At 65.6% G+C, this 15,611-nt stretch carries 15 protein-coding genes; all 15 read right to left on the bottom strand.

The genetic code is table 11. From position 1 onward, the window contains the following. Nucleotides 1–10: 10 nt before the first annotated feature. The 15 genes from QFZ83_RS09250 to rlmN all read right to left on the bottom strand — a co-directional run bounded on the left by QFZ83_RS09250 (nucleotide 11) and on the right by rlmN (nucleotide 15,611). A complete protein-coding gene (locus QFZ83_RS09250) occupies nucleotides 11–1,342 on the bottom strand; it encodes an adenylosuccinate synthase (RefSeq protein WP_013542103.1) in 1,332 nt (443 codons plus the stop codon). 22 nt (nucleotides 1,343–1,364) lie between these two features. Then, nucleotides 1,365–2,525: an ATP phosphoribosyltransferase regulatory subunit gene (locus tag QFZ83_RS09245; protein ID WP_013542104.1), complete on the bottom strand. Its 1,161-nt coding sequence runs from the start codon at nucleotides 2,523–2,525 to the stop codon at nucleotides 1,365–1,367. 44 nt (nucleotides 2,526–2,569) lie between these two features. Then, complete coding sequence (locus QFZ83_RS09240) at nucleotides 2,570–2,758, bottom strand: DUF2065 domain-containing protein (RefSeq protein ID WP_013542105.1); 189 nt, start codon at nucleotides 2,756–2,758, stop codon at nucleotides 2,570–2,572. A gap of 16 nt (nucleotides 2,759–2,774) precedes the next feature. Next, nucleotides 2,775–3,674: a protease modulator HflC gene (gene hflC, locus QFZ83_RS09235; RefSeq protein WP_013542106.1), complete on the bottom strand. Its 900-nt coding sequence runs from the start codon at nucleotides 3,672–3,674 to the stop codon at nucleotides 2,775–2,777. Nucleotides 3,675–3,691: 17 nt separating this feature from the next. After that, complete coding sequence (hflK, locus tag QFZ83_RS09230) at nucleotides 3,692–5,065, bottom strand: FtsH protease activity modulator HflK (RefSeq protein WP_306878372.1); 1,374 nt, start codon at nucleotides 5,063–5,065, stop codon at nucleotides 3,692–3,694. 74 nt (nucleotides 5,066–5,139) lie between these two features. Continuing rightward, entirely contained in the window at nucleotides 5,140–6,309 is a 1,170-nt protein-coding gene (gene hflX, locus QFZ83_RS09225) for a GTPase HflX (protein WP_307505290.1), read from the bottom strand. Between the two features lie 56 nt (nucleotides 6,310–6,365). After that, the gene (hfq, locus tag QFZ83_RS09220; protein WP_018902784.1) at nucleotides 6,366–6,629 is read right to left on the bottom strand and encodes an RNA chaperone Hfq; all 264 of its coding nucleotides are present in this window, start codon (nucleotides 6,627–6,629) and stop codon (nucleotides 6,366–6,368) included. 157 nt (nucleotides 6,630–6,786) lie between these two features. Beyond that, on the bottom strand, nucleotides 6,787–8,130 hold the full coding sequence (gene der / locus QFZ83_RS09215) for a ribosome biogenesis GTPase Der (protein WP_013542109.1): 1,344 nt from the start codon (nucleotides 8,128–8,130) through the stop codon (nucleotides 6,787–6,789). Nucleotides 8,131–8,190: 60 nt separating this feature from the next. After that, nucleotides 8,191–9,333, bottom strand: coding sequence for an outer membrane protein assembly factor BamB (gene bamB / locus QFZ83_RS09210; RefSeq protein ID WP_013542110.1), 1,143 nt, complete (start codon nucleotides 9,331–9,333; stop codon nucleotides 8,191–8,193). A gap of 7 nt (nucleotides 9,334–9,340) precedes the next feature. Beyond that, entirely contained in the window at nucleotides 9,341–10,033 is a 693-nt protein-coding gene (locus QFZ83_RS09205) for a tetratricopeptide repeat protein (RefSeq protein WP_306878383.1), read from the bottom strand. 6 nt (nucleotides 10,034–10,039) lie between these two features. Continuing rightward, nucleotides 10,040–11,350: a histidine--tRNA ligase gene (gene hisS, locus QFZ83_RS09200; RefSeq protein WP_307505285.1), complete on the bottom strand. Its 1,311-nt coding sequence runs from the start codon at nucleotides 11,348–11,350 to the stop codon at nucleotides 10,040–10,042. Nucleotides 11,351–11,365: 15 nt separating this feature from the next. Next, complete coding sequence (gene ispG / locus QFZ83_RS09195; RefSeq protein WP_307505283.1) at nucleotides 11,366–12,643, bottom strand: flavodoxin-dependent (E)-4-hydroxy-3-methylbut-2-enyl-diphosphate synthase; 1,278 nt, start codon at nucleotides 12,641–12,643, stop codon at nucleotides 11,366–11,368. Beyond that, the gene (locus tag QFZ83_RS09190) at nucleotides 12,640–13,605 is read right to left on the bottom strand and encodes a helix-turn-helix domain-containing protein (protein WP_307505280.1); all 966 of its coding nucleotides are present in this window, start codon (nucleotides 13,603–13,605) and stop codon (nucleotides 12,640–12,642) included. The genes ispG and QFZ83_RS09190 overlap by 4 nt, the downstream gene beginning before the upstream one ends. Continuing rightward, entirely contained in the window at nucleotides 13,598–14,452 is an 855-nt protein-coding gene (gene pilW, locus QFZ83_RS09185) for a type IV pilus biogenesis/stability protein PilW (protein WP_307505277.1), read from the bottom strand. Before pilW ends, QFZ83_RS09190 begins: the two co-directional genes overlap by 8 nt. A gap of 4 nt (nucleotides 14,453–14,456) precedes the next feature. Next, the gene (gene rlmN / locus QFZ83_RS09180; protein WP_307505273.1) at nucleotides 14,457–15,611 is read right to left on the bottom strand and encodes a 23S rRNA (adenine(2503)-C(2))-methyltransferase RlmN; all 1,155 of its coding nucleotides are present in this window, start codon (nucleotides 15,609–15,611) and stop codon (nucleotides 14,457–14,459) included.

Here is a 15,611-nt window from a genome sequence, read left to right as displayed (position 1 = left end):
TCGTTCCTGTTCAGTCTGCGAGGTAGGGGTGACGCATCATGATCGTGTGGTCGCGATCCGGGCTGGTCGACACCATGTGGATCGGCACACCGGTGATCTGCTCGATGCGCTGCAGATAGAGCCGCGCATTGACCGGCAGCTTGTCGTACTGCGTGACGCCCACGGTGCTCTCGGTCCAACCTTCGAGGGTTTCGTAGATCGGCGTGCAGCGCTCGATTTCGTCGGCACCCATTGGCAGGATGTCGGTGGTTTCGCCGTCGAGTTCATAGCCGGTGCACAGCTCAAGCTTCTCGAGGCCGTCCAGCACGTCCAGCTTGGTGATGCACAGGCCCGACAGGCCATTGACCTGCGCCGAGCGCTTGAGCAGTGCGGCGTCGAACCAGCCGCAACGACGGCTGCGGCCGGTGGTCACGCCCTTTTCGGCGCCCACGGTGCTCATGTGATAGCCGGGCGTGCCGGGCGTGGCCCAGTCGAGTTCGGTCGGGAACGGACCGCCGCCGACGCGCGTGCAGTAGGCCTTCGTGATGCCCAGGATGTAATGCAGCATGCCCGGGCCGACGCCCGAACCGGCGGCGGCGTTGCCGGCCACGCAGTTGCTGGAGGTGACGTACGGGTAGGTGCCGTGGTCCACGTCGAGCAGCGTGCCCTGCGCGCCTTCGAACAGCAGGTTGGCGCCGGCCTTGTGGGCGTCGTTCAGCTCGCGCGAGACGTCGGCCATCATCGGCTTGAGCAGCACGGCGTGGCGCATGGCTTCGTCGAACACGGTGTCGAAATCGACGGCCGGTGCGCCCAGCACCTGCGTGAGCACGTGGTTGTGCAGGTCGAGCAGCACGCGCAGCTTGGCGGCGAAGCGCTCGGGGTGCTTCAGGTCCTGCACGCGCAGCGCGCGGCGGGCGATCTTGTCTTCGTACGCCGGGCCGATGCCGCGGCCGGTGGTGCCGATCTTCTCGACGCCGCCCTTTTCGCGGTAGGCCTCCCGCGCGATGTCCAGCGCGGCGTGGAACGGCAGGATCAGCGGGCAGGCCTCGCTGATGCGCAGGCGCGAGCGCACTTCGACGCCGGCTTTCTCCAGGCCTTCGATTTCCTCGAAGAGCTTGGCCGCCGACAGCACCACGCCGTTGCCGATGTAGCACTTGACGCCGGGCCGCATGATGCCGCTCGGGATCAGGTGCAACGCCGTCTTCACGCCGTTGATGACCAGCGTGTGGCCCGCGTTGTGGCCGCCCTGGAAACGGACCACGCCCTGGGCGCTTTCCGTCAGCCAATCGACCAGCTTGCCCTTGCCTTCATCGCCCCACTGGGTGCCGACGACGACCACGTTTCTTCCGGTGGTTACGCTCATGCTCGTTCCATTGCTTAAAAATTCAGATCGCTCGGACATTCCACTGGCCAGCTTGCTCGACGAGCTCGCGGTCGCAATGGAATTCATCGATTTCGCTGCCGTGTCCCGGCAGCACACAGACAACCGTTTCACCGGCCTTGCGCAGTTGGGCGATGGCCTGGCGCAGCCCCGCCGCATCGCTCCAGGGCGCGCGGATGGCGGCGCGCAGCGGGCGCGCCGGCAGCACGCCGACCAGTTCGCGCACATCGAGGCTGAAGCCGACGGCCGGGCGGTTGCGGCCGAACACAGCCCCCACTTCGTCGTAGCGGCCACCGCGCACCAGCGAATCGGCGGCGCCCGGCACGTAGATGCCGAAGCGCATGCCGCTGTAGTAGGCGTACCCGCGCAGGTCGGCCAGGTCGAAGCTGATCTGGCGTCCGGCCGAGCCGTTCAGGCCAGCGGCGAGCTGCTTCAGGTCGGCCAGCGCAGCGCTGACGGCCGGCGTGCCCTTCAGGGCTTTGGCAGCCTCATCGAGCACCGACGCGTCGCCGTACAACTGGACCAGCGCGCGTAGCCCGTCGCGTGAAGCGGCAGGGAAATCCTTGGTGAGCAGGTGCAGTTCGCTCGCGTCTTTGGCGGCCAGCGCGGCGTGCACACGGGCGAGCGCGGCGGCATCGACCGGCACGCCTGCGAACAACGCACGCACGATGCGGGCATCTGCCAAGTCGACGATCACGCCGTCACGGAGGCCCGCGGCATCGAGGCAGTCGAGTGCGAGCAGGAGCGTTTCGGTGTCGGCTTCGAGGCCAGCATGGCCGTAGATCTCGGCACCGAACTGCAACGGCTCGCGCGTCGCATGTGGGCGGTCAGGCCGGGTGTGGAGCACCGGGCCGCAGTAGCAAAGCCGGGCAACGCCGTCGCGGTTCAGCAGGTGGGCATCGATGCGCGCCACCTGGGGGGTGGTGTCGGCGCGAAGGCCCATGCTGCGGCCGGAAAGCTGGTCGACGAGCTTGAAGGTTTGAAGGTCGAGCGCCTCGCCGGTGCCGGAAAGCAGCGACTCGAGGTGCTCGAGCAGCGGCGGCATCACCAGCTCGTAGCCATAGCCACGGGCGGTATCGAGCAGCTGGCGTCGAAGTTCTTCGATGTGGCGCGCCTCGGAAGGCAGCACATCGGCAATGTGATCCGGGAGGACCCAAGCGGACATGGGGATCGGGGGCGTGGTTAAACCGGGATTCTACCGGGACCGCGCTACGCCAAAACCCAAAGTAGTACCAAGCCCAACAAGATGCTGCAAAGACCGAAGAATCGAAGCTGCCCGTCGCGCAGTTGCATCAGTTGCCCGAAGCCGCGCCGCCAACCTCCCGGCGACACGAAGGGCAGGATGCCTTCGATCACCAGGACGAGCGCCAACGCGCTCCAGAAGGTCTCGGCGCTCACTGAACCCTGAAACGGATCAGCGGCGGGGTGCGTTGCCCGCGGAGCCGGAGCCCTGCATGGCACGGAAGAAGTCAGACGACGGGTCAACCACCAGCACGTCGCTCTTCTTGTTGAAACTCTGCTTGTAGGCCTCGAGGCTGCGATAGAACTGGGCAAATTGCGGGTCGCGGCCGAAGGCCTCGCTGTAGGCGCTTGCGGCCTGGGCATCGCCCTCGCCCTTGATCTTCTGGGCGTCGCGATAGGCGTTTGCCACGATCACTTCACGCTGGCGATCGGCATCGGCACGAATCTTTTCGCCTTCGGCTGTACCGGTCGAGCGCAGCTCGTTGGCAACGCGCTTGCGTTCGGCTTCCATGCGGCGGTAGACCGATTCGGTGATCGCTTCCACATAGTCCACGCGGGTGATCCGCACGTCGACCACGTCGACGCCCCAGGGCTTGCTGCCCTTCACCACAGCCAGCACTTCGCGCTGCACGTCGGCCATGAGGGCCTCGCGACGCACCGAGATCAAGTCGCGCACGGTGCGCTTGTTGATGTTTTCCTGGAACGCATTGCGCACCACGCGGTTCAGCTGCATGGCACCCGCGTTCTCGTCCAGGCCGACATTGCGGATATAGGCCTGCGGGTCGCTGATGCGCCAGCGCACATACCAGTCGATCACCACGCGCTGCTTTTCAGCCGTGAGCATGGGCTCGGTGTCGATGCTCGACAGCGTCAGGAGGCGCTTGTCGATGTACGACACGTTCTGGAACGGCGGCGGCAACTTGAAGTTGAGGCCGGGCTCGGTGATGACGCTCTTGATCTGGCCGAGGGCGTAGACCACGCCGAACTGGCGCTGGTCGACCACGAAGAGGGTCGAGCTCAGCAGCACGAGCAAGACAAGGATCGACGAGGCGATGAATCCGATTCTGTTCATGTTCTTCTAGGCCTTTATCAACGCACGTCACGTTCACGCGAACGGCCGTCGCGTCCACGGCTCTCGCCCGTGGGCGGGGCCACCGGGATCACCGACGACTGGGCCGGCGCGGTGCCGGCCACGCTCGGGCTGGCAGCATCGACGGGCGTTGCGGCGTTGTTGCCGCTCATCTGCATGAGCTTGTCCAGCGGCAAGTACAACAGGTTGGAGCCTTGCTTGGTGTCGACCAGCACCTTGGTCGTGCTGGCGTAGATCTGCTGCATGGCATCGGTGTACATGCGGTCGCGAGTGACCTGCGGCGCCTTCTGGTACTCGGCCAGCACCGCGCTGAAGCGGCCGGCGTCACCTTGTGCCTGGGCCACGATGCGCGCCTTGTAGGCTTCGGACTCTTCCTTGAGGCGCGAGGATGTACCGGAGGCAAGCGGCACGACCTGGTTGGCGTAGGCCTGGGCATCGTTCTTGGTGCGCTCGCGCTCCTGGCCAGCCTTGAGCACGTCGTCGAACGCGGCCTGCACCTGCTCGGGAGGACGCACACCACCCTGCTGCAGGTTGATGCCGACCACTTCGACGCCGATCTTGTAGCGGTCGAGGATGGTCTGCATCAATTGCCGTACGCGCGGGGCGATCTGATCGCGCTCTTCGGCCAGTGCCGCATCCATCTTCATCTTGCCGACCACTTCGCGCACGGAGCTCTCTGCCACCTGCACGATGGTTTCAGCCGGCGACTTGCTCTCGTAGAGCCAGGCCTGTGCATTGCTCAGGCGGTACTGCACGGCGAATTTGATCTCGACGATGTTCTCGTCTTCGGTCAGCATGGCCGATTCGCGCAGGCCCGTAGAACGCACGATGGCGTCGCGGCCCACGTCGGTGGAACGGATCTGCGTGGTCACCACCACCTCGTGGCGCTGGATCGGGTACGGCAGGCGCCAGTTGAAGCCGGCGTTCACCGTCGACTTGTAGCGGCCGAACTGCGTGACCACGGCCTGCTGGCCTTCGTTCACGATGAAGAAGCCGGTGCCGAGCCAGATCAGGATTGCCACGGCCGCCACCAGGCCGAGGCCGAATCCTGCGTTTTTCATATCGGGTCTGTAGCCGTTGCCGCCACCGCCGCTGTTGTTGCCGTTGGGACGGTTTCCGCCGCCTTTGCCGCCACCGAAGAAACCGCCGAGCTTGCGATTGAGGTCGCGCCAGAGTTCATCGAGGTCGGGCGGCCCCTGGTTGGGACCTTGGCCGCGGGGGCGGTTGCCGTTGTTATTGTTGTTGCCCGAAGGCGGGGGCGTCGGTGCGCCCGGAGGATCGGCATCGGGGGGCCGGTTGCCGGCTGGGCGGTCGCCGTTGGAGGACGACGGCTCGTCGCCGCGACCCCATCGGCCATCGTTCAGATTGAACATGCCCAGAAACCCTCTCCACGCTGGCTTTGCATTCATTCGCTTCGTTCTCTTGTCAGTGGCGGGATTGTGCCCAATCAAAGGGCAGCATCGTGCAATTCAGTGTCGTCCGCAGGGGTCATCGTATCGGCTACGGAGCCCGACAGCCGAGCCAGCTCGGCGCGCAGCAACGGCACGCCCTCGCCGCTTTTGGCGCTGAGGAAGATGCGGGGAACCTGAACGCCATCGATTTCCATCTCGTCCTGCAGATGCAGCGGACGTTGCGCACTTTCAAGAGCGTCGAGCTTGTTGAATACCAACAGTTGCGGAACGGTGTCAGCGCCGATCTCGCGCAGGACGCTTTGCACCTCGGCCATCTGCTCGGGGTAATGGGGGTTGGAGGCGTCGATCAGGTGCAGCAACAGATCGGCATCGACCGCCTCCTGCAATGTGGCCTTGAACGCGTCGACGAGGCCGTGCGGCAGGTCGCGGATGAATCCGACGGTGTCGGAGATCGACACTTGGCGCTTCGCATCGCCGAGATAGAGGTTGCGGGTGGTGGTATCGAGCGTCGCGAAGAGCTGGTCGGCTGCGTAAGCGCGCGCCTTGACGAGCGCATTGAAGAGGGACGACTTGCCCGCGTTGGTATAGCCAACGAGCGAAATGTTGAAGGTCTCGCGGCGCTCCCGCTGCCGACGTTGCGTGCCGCGCTGCTTCTGCACCTTGGCCAGACGCTCGCGCGTGCGCTTGATCGACTCGCTGATCATGCGGCGGTCGAGCTCGATCTGCTTCTCGCCCGGGCCGCCGCGCACACCTGCACCGCCGGTCTGGCGCTCCAGGTGGGACCATCGGCGAACCAGCCGCGTGCTGAGGTACTGCAGGCGAGCGAGCTCTACCTGCAGCTTGCCCTCATGCGAACGCGCGCGCTGGGCGAAGATTTCAAGAATGAGGAAAGTGCGGTCGTAGACAGCGATGTCGAGCTGGCGCTCGAGGTTGCGCTGCTGCGCCGGGCTCAAGGACTGGTCGAAGATGACCTCGCTCGCCTGATGCATGGCGGCGAGTTCTTTGATCTCGTCGGCCTTGCCGCTGCCAACGAACAGGGCCGCATCGGGCGCCTTGCGTTTGCAGGTGAGTCGGGCGACAGGCGTGAGGCCCGCGGTCTGCGCGAGCAGGCCGAGTTCCTCGAGTTCGCTGTCGAAATGGGGCAGCCCAAAGTCGACGCCGACGAGAACGGCGGCGCCTTCCTGGCGATGGATCAGTTCAGACAAGCGGAATCAGAAAATGAAAAAGCGCGACGGAGGGGGCTCCGTCGCGCTCCGCGCGATCAGGCTGCGGCGTCGTCGTTCTCGGCAGCCGAGAAGTTGACGGCACGACCCGGCACGATGGTGGAAATGGCGTGCTTATAGACCATTTGCGTCACTGTGTTGCGGAGCAACACGACGTATTGGTCAAAAGACTCGATCTGGCCCTGCAGCTTGATGCCGTTCACCAAATAAATGGAAACCGGCACATGCTCGCGACGCAGGGTGTTCAGAAACGGGTCTTGCAGAAGTTGCCCTTTATTGCTCACGATATTCTCCGTGTTCAAGAGTAGTTGTTGGAGAGATGACCTTAACACAGGGTTTCTGCGCTGCAGCAATAGGAGCCAAAAGCCTTGAGAAAATAACGGCTCTCAAAAGACGGAACTTCCATTCCAGCTGCAACTCATCGGCCGCCATCGGCGGCCAAGCGCCCCAAAACGTAATTCAGCTGTCCTTGTCCGCAAAGGGATTCTGCGAGCTCTTGAACTGGATCCGCAAGGGCGTGCCAACCAGGTCGAATTCCTTGCGGAAGCGCCCTTCCAGGAATCGCTTGTACGCGTCGGTCACGTGCTCCAGCGAATTGCCGTGGATGATGATCACCGGCGGATTCATGCCGCCCTGGTGCGCATAGCGCAGCTTGGGTCGGAACATGCCGCCGCGCTGGGGCGCCTGAAATTGCACCGCCTCCAGCAACAACCGGGTAAGCACCGGCGTCGACATCTTGCGGGTAGCCGATTTGTGCGCCTGCGCAATCGCCTGCCATACCGGGCCGAGCCCCTGGCGCTTGATGGCCGAGATGAAATGCAATGACGCGAACTTCAGGAACGGCAACCGGGTCTCGATTTGCCGCTGGATCTGCTCGCGCTGGTAGCTGTCGACGGCATCCCATTTGTTGATGGCGATCACCACCGCGCGGCCGCTCTCGAGGATGTAGCCTGCAATGTGCGCGTCCTGATCAGTCACGCCTTGCGTCGCGTCGAGCAGCAACAGCACGACATTGGCCGACTCGATGGCCTGCAGCGTCTTGACCACCGAGAACTTCTCGATCGCCTCGAACACCTTGCCCTTGCGGCGCAGGCCTGCGGTGTCGATCAGCTCGAAGCGCTGGCCGTTGCGCTCGAACGGCACCGAGATGGCGTCGCGCGTGGTGCCCGGCATATCGAACGCCACCAGACGTTCTTCACCGAGCCAAGTGTTGATGAGCGTCGACTTGCCGACATTGGGCCGGCCAGCTACCGCCAGCTTGATGGGCTTGTTGACGTCGTCTTCGTCGGTCTCATCGTCCGGGTCCGGCAGGTTCAGCGGCTCGAGGGCCAGCTCGACCAGGTCGCGCATGCCCTGTCCGTGCGCAGCGGACACACCGTGCACGTCGCCAAAGCCCAGCTCGTAGAAGTCGACCAGCTTGGTACCGTCGTGCATGCCTTCGGCCTTGTTGGCCGCCAGCACGCAGGGCTTGCCCAGCCGGCGCAGCTCGTTGGCGATGTCGTGGTCTTGCGCCGAGAGGCCTTCGCGGGCATCGACCACGAAGATCACGACGTCGGCTTCGGCCACGGCCTGTCGCGTCTGCTTGGCCATTTCCTTGTAGATGCCGCTGCCGGCATCGGGCTCGAAGCCGCCGGTGTCGATCACGATGAACTCGTGCTTGCCCAGGCGGCCGTTGCCGTAGTGACGGTCGCGCGTAAGGCCGGCGTAGTCGGCGACGATGGCGTCGCGCGTCTGGGTCAGGCGGTTGAAGAGCGTCGACTTGCCGACGTTGGGACGGCCGACCAGGGCCACGACCGGCTTCATGGCCGGCCTTTCGATGGCGCGGTTTTCATGGTCGGGCCTTGAGAGTGGGAAAAGAAAAGATTAGTCAGGGCGATAGCCAAACACGCCGCCCTTGGCAGTCACGACCACGACCGTGTTGCCGGCCAGGACCGGCGCAACGGTGATGGCAGAGCCATCGGGCGTGACACGATTGAGCAGCGCACCGTCTTCGCGCGAAACGAAATGCAGCGAGCCGGTGTCCTCGCCGATGATCAGCGAGCGACCCACCGCGAGCGGCGAGGTCAGCACACGGTTCTTGAAGCGGGTCATTTGCCAGGCGCGTTCGCCGTCGCCGCGGCGCCAGGCCGTGACGCTGCCATCGGATTCAGTGCCGTAGACAAAGCCTTCGTCGCCGGAGACGCCGTCCGCGCCCGAGGCCGGCTTGCTCCAGACCAGCGTGCCGCGCTGTGTCTCGACGCAACCGACGCTGGCGTAATAGGCCCGCGCGCAAATGCTGTCACCGAAGCGGCTCACGCTGCCGGTCAGGTCGACCAGGCGCTCCACGTCGTTGGTGCCGCGCGGCGCCGCAATGGGCGACTCCCAGCGCGAGGTGCCATTGGCCGGGTTGATGCCGACCAGCCGGCCGCCGATGCCCGCGATCAGGGTATCGCCCACGGCGATCAGCACGCCCGACTTGCGCAGCACCAGGTTTTCACTGGGGCGCTGCTGCAGCCAGAGGCGGCGGCCGCTCTGGCCGTCCCAAGCGCTGATGCTGCGGTCGGCGGTCTGCACGAACACGCGGCGGCCTGCGACCAGCGGTGCGGTGAAGGCCTGGGCCGCCAGCTTCTGCTTCCACAGGACCTTGCCGCCTTCGATGGCGACGAGTTCGTTGTTGGTGGTGACGACCGCGGCCATCGTGCCGTCGCTGCCGACGCCTGCCGCCAATGTGGCGCCGGCGCTCGCACGCCAGGTTTCACGGCCGGCACGGGCGTCGATGGCCACGACGGTGCCGTCGTTGCCGGCCACCGTCACGATGTCGCCGCTGACGTCGGTGGTGAGCGGGAAGCTCACTTCCGGGATCTTCACGCTCCAGGCCTGACGCACGCCGAGCGTGGCGGGGTTGGCGGGCAGCTCGGCCGGCTTCGGCTTGCCGGAGCCCGAACAGGCGGCCAACAGCGCTACCAAAACAAGAGCGGAACCTGCGCGCAGGGCGCCCGATTCAGGCATGAGACGCTTGAGATTCATGATGCGGTCAGGAGTTTTTGGGGGCTGCGGGTGTGACAGTGATGGTTGGCGCCAGGCTCTTCGGGTCGACACCGACCGCGTTCAGCTTGATCTCGACCAGGCGGCGGTAGTCGGAGGTTGCGCCGAGACCCGTCCAGGCCTTGCGGTATTCCTGCTGCGCCTCGTCGCGCTTGCCCTGCGCCATGTAGATGTCGCCCTTGCGGTCGGCCACCAGCGGTTCGAACTCCTTGGGCACATTGCCGTCGAGTTGCTTCAAGGCTTCGTCGTACGACTTGCCGTCGAGCAGTTCGGCCGCGAGCCGCAGCTTCGCGATGGCCTGGTAGCCCGGATCGACGGCGCTCTGCGCCACCCAACCCAGTGCTGCACGCGATTCGTCGACCTTGCCCTTTTCGTACAGCGTCTTGGCGGCCAGGAGGCCCGCCTGCTGCGCATAGGCGGTGCCGGCAAAGCGCTCCTTCATGTCGCCCAGCACGCGCTGGATGCGCTCGACGTCGCCGGACTGCGTGCTGCGCTCGACCTCGTCGTAAAGAGCCGCGGCCTGGGCTGCCTTGTTGCGCTGGAAGTATTGCCAGCCGTTCCAGGCCACGAAGGCGCCGGCGACAAGCAGCACGACCCAGGTGATCAGGGTGCCGTAGGTGTTCCAGAAATGCTTGAGCTGGTCGAGCTGTTCCTGTTCTTCGAGATCGAGATGGGTTGCCATGCGCTGTCAGGTGTTGGGAGCCGGGGATTGTAGGGTGGCGGCCCAGGTGGCCACCTCGGCGAGCGGCCGGGCGATTTGCGCGCCGCTGCCGTCGCGCAGAGACTTGAGAGTCACTTCGCCGCGTGCAAGTTCATCGGCGCCGAAGATCAGGGCGTAGGTGGCGCCACTGTTGTCGGCCTTTTTCATCTGCGACTTGAAGCTCGCCAGGCCTTCGGCCGTGGCGCCGTGCATCTGCACGCGCACGCCGGCTTCGCGCAACTGCTGCAGCGTACGCAGCACCAGCGGCATGGCGCCCGCGTCGGGCACTACGGCGTAGGCATCGGGGGCTGGCGCGGGAATGTCTGCGCCCTGCTCTTTCAGCAAGTCGAGGACGCGCTCCACGCCCATGGCCCAGCCCACTGCCGGTGCAGGCTTGCCGCCGATCTGCTCGATCAGGCCGTCGTAACGGCCGCCGCCGCAGACAGTGCCCTGCGCGCCGAGGCGATCGGTGACGAACTCGAACACCGTGAGGTTGTAGTAGTCGAGACCGCGCACGAGACGCGGGTTGATCGTGTAGGCGATGCCGTTGGCCTGAAGAATGGCCTGCAACCCTTCGAAGTGCGCGAGAGATTCGGCACCGAGGAACTCGCTCAGCTTGGGTGCCGACTCGACCACGTCCTTCATGGCCGGGTTCTTGGTATCGAGGATGCGCAGCGGGTTGCTGTGCAGGCGGCGCTTGCCGTCTTCGTCGAGTTTGTCGGCGTGCTGCTCGAAGTGGGCGATGAGCTGCGCACGATGCAGCGCGCGCTCGGCGGGCTGGCCCAGACTGTTGAGTTCGAGCCGCACATCGGTCAGGCCGATGGCCTTCCAAAGCGCGCTGGCCAGCAGGATCAACTCCGCATCGACATCGGGGCCGGCAAAGCCGAGCGCCTCGGCGCCAATCTGGTGGAACTGGCGATAGCGCCCGCGCTGCGGCTTCTCGCGGCGAAACATCGGCCCCGTGTACCAAAGGCGCCGGGGACCGTCGTAGAGCATGTTGTGCTCGATCACGGCGCGCACGAGGCCAGCGGTGTTCTCCGGGCGCATCGCGAGGTGCTCGGCCTGGCCGTGCTTGTCGGAGCGGTCCTCGAAGGCGTACATCTCTTTTTCGACGATGTCCGTGACCTCGCCAATACCGCGCACAAACAGCGCGGTGTGCTCGAGGATCGGCGTGCGGACGTTGCGGTATGCAAACCGCCCCATCAGGTCGCGCACGGTGGCCTCGAGCCACTCCCAGCGCGCCGATTCGGGCGGCAATATGTCGTTCATGCCTTTGACGGCATTCAATTTTTCAGCCATGAGTCTGCGGAGGTGTCAGGCGGCGACGGCGTGTTCGCCGCCGAAGCGCTTTTCAATGTAGGTTTCGACGAGCTGGTGGAACTCGTTGGCGATATTGTCGCCGCGCAGCGTGAGGGCCTTTTCGCCGTCGATGAAGACCGGCGCGGCGGGCGCCTCGCCGGTGCCGGGCAGGCTGATGCCGATGTCGGCGTGCTTGCTCTCGCCGGGGCCGTTGACGATGCAGCCCATGACGGCCACCTTCAGCGTCTCGACACCCGGATATTTCTTGCGCCAGACCGGCATCTGCAGGCGCAGGTAGTCGTCGATCTGCTTGGCCAACTCCTGGAAGGTGGTGCTCGTGGTGCGCCCGCAGCCCGGACAGGCGGTGACGCTCGGCACGAACACGCGCAGGCCCAGGGCCTGGAGGATTTCATTGGCGATCAGCACTTCCTGCGTGCGCGACTCGCCCGGCTGCGGCGTGAGCGACACGCGAATCGTGTCGCCGATGCCCTCCTGCAGCAGGATCGAGAGCGCCGTGGCCGACGCCACCGTGCCCTTGGTGCCCATGCCGGCTTCGGTGAGGCCCAGGTGCAGCGGGTATTCGCAACGCTTGGCAAGCTCGCGGTACACCGAGATCAGGTCCTGCACGCCGCTCACCTTGCACGACAGGATGACCTGGTTGCCGGCCATGCCCATTGACTCGGCAAGCTTCGCGGACTCGATGGCCGAGGTGATCAGCGCCTCGTACATCACCTGCTTGGCGTCCCAGGGCTCGGCGCGCTGGCTGTTCGTGTCCATCAGGCTGGCGAGCAGTTCCTGGTCGAGGCTGCCCCAGTTCACGCCGATGCGCACCGGCTTGTTCCATCGCATCGCGGCGTCGATCATCTGGCCGAACTGCCTGTCCTTCTTGTCGCCCTTGCCCACGTTGCCGGGGTTGATGCGGTACTTGCTCAGCGCCTCGGCGCAGGCGGGATAGTCGGTGAGCAGGCGGTGGCCGTTGTAGTGAAAGTCGCCGATCAGCGGCACGTCGATGCCCATGCGGTCGAGCTGCTCGCGGATGTAGGGCACCTGGGCCGCAGCCTCGGGCGTATTGACCGTGATGCGGACCATCTCGGAGCCCGCGATGGCGAGTTCCTTGACCTGGATCGCGGTGCCGATGGCATCGACCGTGTCGGTGTTCGTCATCGATTGCACGCGCACCGGAGCGTCGCCACCCACGGTAACGATGCGCGGGCCCCAGACCACGCTGGCCTGGTGCGAGCGGCGCGCCTTGGGCGCCGCAGATTCAACGGGTTGGGGTGTGCAGTCGGTCACGATTTCACCTCGAAGCGCGCTACGCCACCACCGCGGGTGACGGGCTTCAGATCGTAGGGTTTTCCGCTGACCTGCACGTCCACAGCCGACGCACGGCCCACCACCACCGAGAGCGGCAGCGTGCCGGACAGGCCGACGGTTTCACCGGCTTGGAGGCTCCGGCGCAGCAGCTGCTTGCCGCCCGCTTCGGTCACGGTGATCCAGCACTCTTCGCGCGCCACGAAAACCAATTGCTGGCTGCTGCTCGCGGCGGCCACAGGAGATGCCGCGCCGGGCGCGACGGTTGCAGGAGCGGCTGCCGCGGGCGCAGGCCCATTGGCGGCAGCAGCGGGTGCGACACCCGCCGGTCCGGTGGGCGCCACGGCTTGCACGGGAACGTTTTCTGCCACGACGCCTGGCGTCCCCGAGGCTGCTCCGCCCGGAGGCGCTTCACCCGTCGAAGATGCTTCACGCTCGCCGCGCGATGTGAGGCGCGACACCGAGGCGCCGATTTGGTCGAAAACCGACTGCGGCAGCCAGAACAGTGCGCCCGCGCCGATCAGCAAAAGCACGACCACCGTCAGCAGCGCCCGCGACGGCAGCACGCTGGAGCGCCCGCCGTTCCAGCGTGGCGTGCCGGAGACGATGTTGGTCTTCAAGGTCCGGTCGGCCACCGCCAGACCCGCCTGTCTAGTGTTCGGCAGCTTGGCGAGCACTGGCGCCGGATCGATGCGCAAGGCCCGGCAGACACTGCTGGCCAAGGCGCGCGCGAAGACGGGATCGGGCAGCGAATCGATGTCGTCTGCCTCCAGCGCCGCGAGCTTCTGCGGCGGCACCTTGAGGGCGGCTGCCACCATTTCGATGTGCAGTCCGTGCGCCTCGCGCGCTTCGCGCAGCAGGTCGCCGGCTGTCTTTTGCGTAACGTCGCTTTCCTCGAGCGGCAGTGCCGCGGAGGTTCCGAACTCCGAAACCCGTTCAGTCATTGAAATTCCCGCGCTCGTACGCTGATGCCTCCCGCGATTGAGGGAAGCGGCGTTGCAGTTGGCCTCCCAACTGCGCGATCGCCTCGCGGTTGTTGAGCTTTCGTTCGATCTTGATGCCGAGCCACAGCGTCTCGGCACTGGCCGAGGGACTGTTGTTGACGCGGCGAATGTAGAACTGCGCGCGCTGCCACTCCTCGCGCTGCGCCAGCACTGACGCCAGGTTGAAACCGACCACCGGATTGCCGGCGTCGATCTCGTAGGCCTGCAAGAGGCTGCGCTCGGCCTGCGGGCGCAGCCCGGCCTTGAGCTCGCAGACGCCTTGCGTCATGAGCGTCTTGGCGCGGTCGTTGTAGCTCGGCACGGCGAGCGCTTCGGTGAACTGCTGCGCCGCATCGCCAAAGCGGTTCTGCTGGCACAGCAGCCAGCCGTAGTTGTGACGGATGTTGGGGTCGCGCGGAGCGATCGCGATCGCGCGGCGGAAGCTGTCTTCGGCCAGCCCCGCATCCTCCAGGCGCATGTAGACGAGGCCGCGCAGGTTGTAGGCGTCCGCGTAGTTGGGATCGGCCACCAGCGCCTGCTTGATCTCGTCGAGCGCCACGGTGGTCTGGCCATGCTCGAAATAGCCCGACGCCAGTTCCATGCGCAGCCGCGCGCGGCGCTGGCGGTTGGTTTCGTCGGATTCGGTGACGATCTCGGCGCCCTTGCCCGAGCCGGTGTCGGCCAGGCTGGTGGTGGTGGTCCGCGTGTTGACGCAGCCGGCGAGCAGAAACGCCACGGCGACACCGGCAAGGCTTGCAGCCAGCATGCGCTGCGTGCTCGCGGTGATCATCGGAAAGGCCTTGCTCATCGGTTCAATGCTCCTGGGAGACGGTGGGGTTCTTGCGCATCGGGTGCAAGACAACGGGACGTTCGGTTGCTCGGCGCTGGGCCATGCGTTCGGCGGCGCGGGTGCGATCCTTGACGTCGCCAGCGAGCTGCCCGCAGGCGGCATCGATGTCGTCGCCGCGCGTCTTGCGCACGGTGGTCACGAGGCCCGCCTCGCTCAGCGTCCGGGCGAATGCCAGCACACGCGGCTGAGGTGAACGCAGCAGGCCCGAGGCTGGAAAGGGGTTGAACGGAATCAGGTTGAACTTGCACGAGACGTCGTGCTTGCGCACGAGCTCGACCAGCTGGCGCGCATGTTCGGGCTGGTCGTTCACGCCGTCGAGCATGCAGTACTCGAAGGTGATGAAGTCGCGCGGCGCATGTTCGAGGTAGCGCTTGCAGGCTTCGAGCAACTCGGTGATCGGGTACTTGCGATTGAGCGGCACGAGGTCGTCGCGCAGCGCATCGTTGGGCGCATGCAGCGAAACGGCCATGGCCACGGCGCAGTCGGTGCCGAGGCGATCGATCATCGGCACAACGCCGGAAGTCGACACGGTGACACGGCGGCGCGACAGCCCGTAGGCGTTGTCGTCGAGCATGGTGCGCAGCGCGGGCACAAGCGCGGTGTAGTTCTGCAGCGGCTCACCCATGCCCATCATCACCACGTTGGAGATGACGCGTTCGTCGCGTTTCAGGTGCTTGCGCAGGAAGTGTTCGGCAAACCAGAGCTGGGCGACGATTTCGCCCGTGCTCAGGTTGCGGCTGAAGCCCTGATGCCCGGTCGAGCAAAAACGGCAACCGACCGCACAGCCGGCTTGGGACGACACGCACAGCGTGCCGCGGTCGTCCTCCGGAATGAAAACGGCTTCGACGGCATTGCCGTCGCCGACGTCGAACAGCCACTTGATCGTGCCGTCCTTGGATTCGTGCTGCGTGAGGACCGGCAAGGCCTCCACGCGCGCGGTGGTCGCGAGCTTCTCGCGCAGCGACTTGGCCAGATCTGTCATCTGGGTGAAGTCGCTGGCGCCACGCTGGTGAATCCAGCGGAACAGCTGCGTGGCGCGGAAACGCTTCTCGCCGAGTTTTTCGCAGAACGCGGCCAATCCCTCCAGATCGAAGTCGAGCAGGTTGGCCGTGGTCAT

The organism is Variovorax sp. W1I1, assembly GCF_030815625.1.
Classification (GTDB): domain Bacteria; phylum Pseudomonadota; class Gammaproteobacteria; order Burkholderiales; family Burkholderiaceae_C; genus Variovorax; species Variovorax paradoxus_C.
This window is presented reverse-complemented; position numbering and strand designations above follow the sequence as displayed.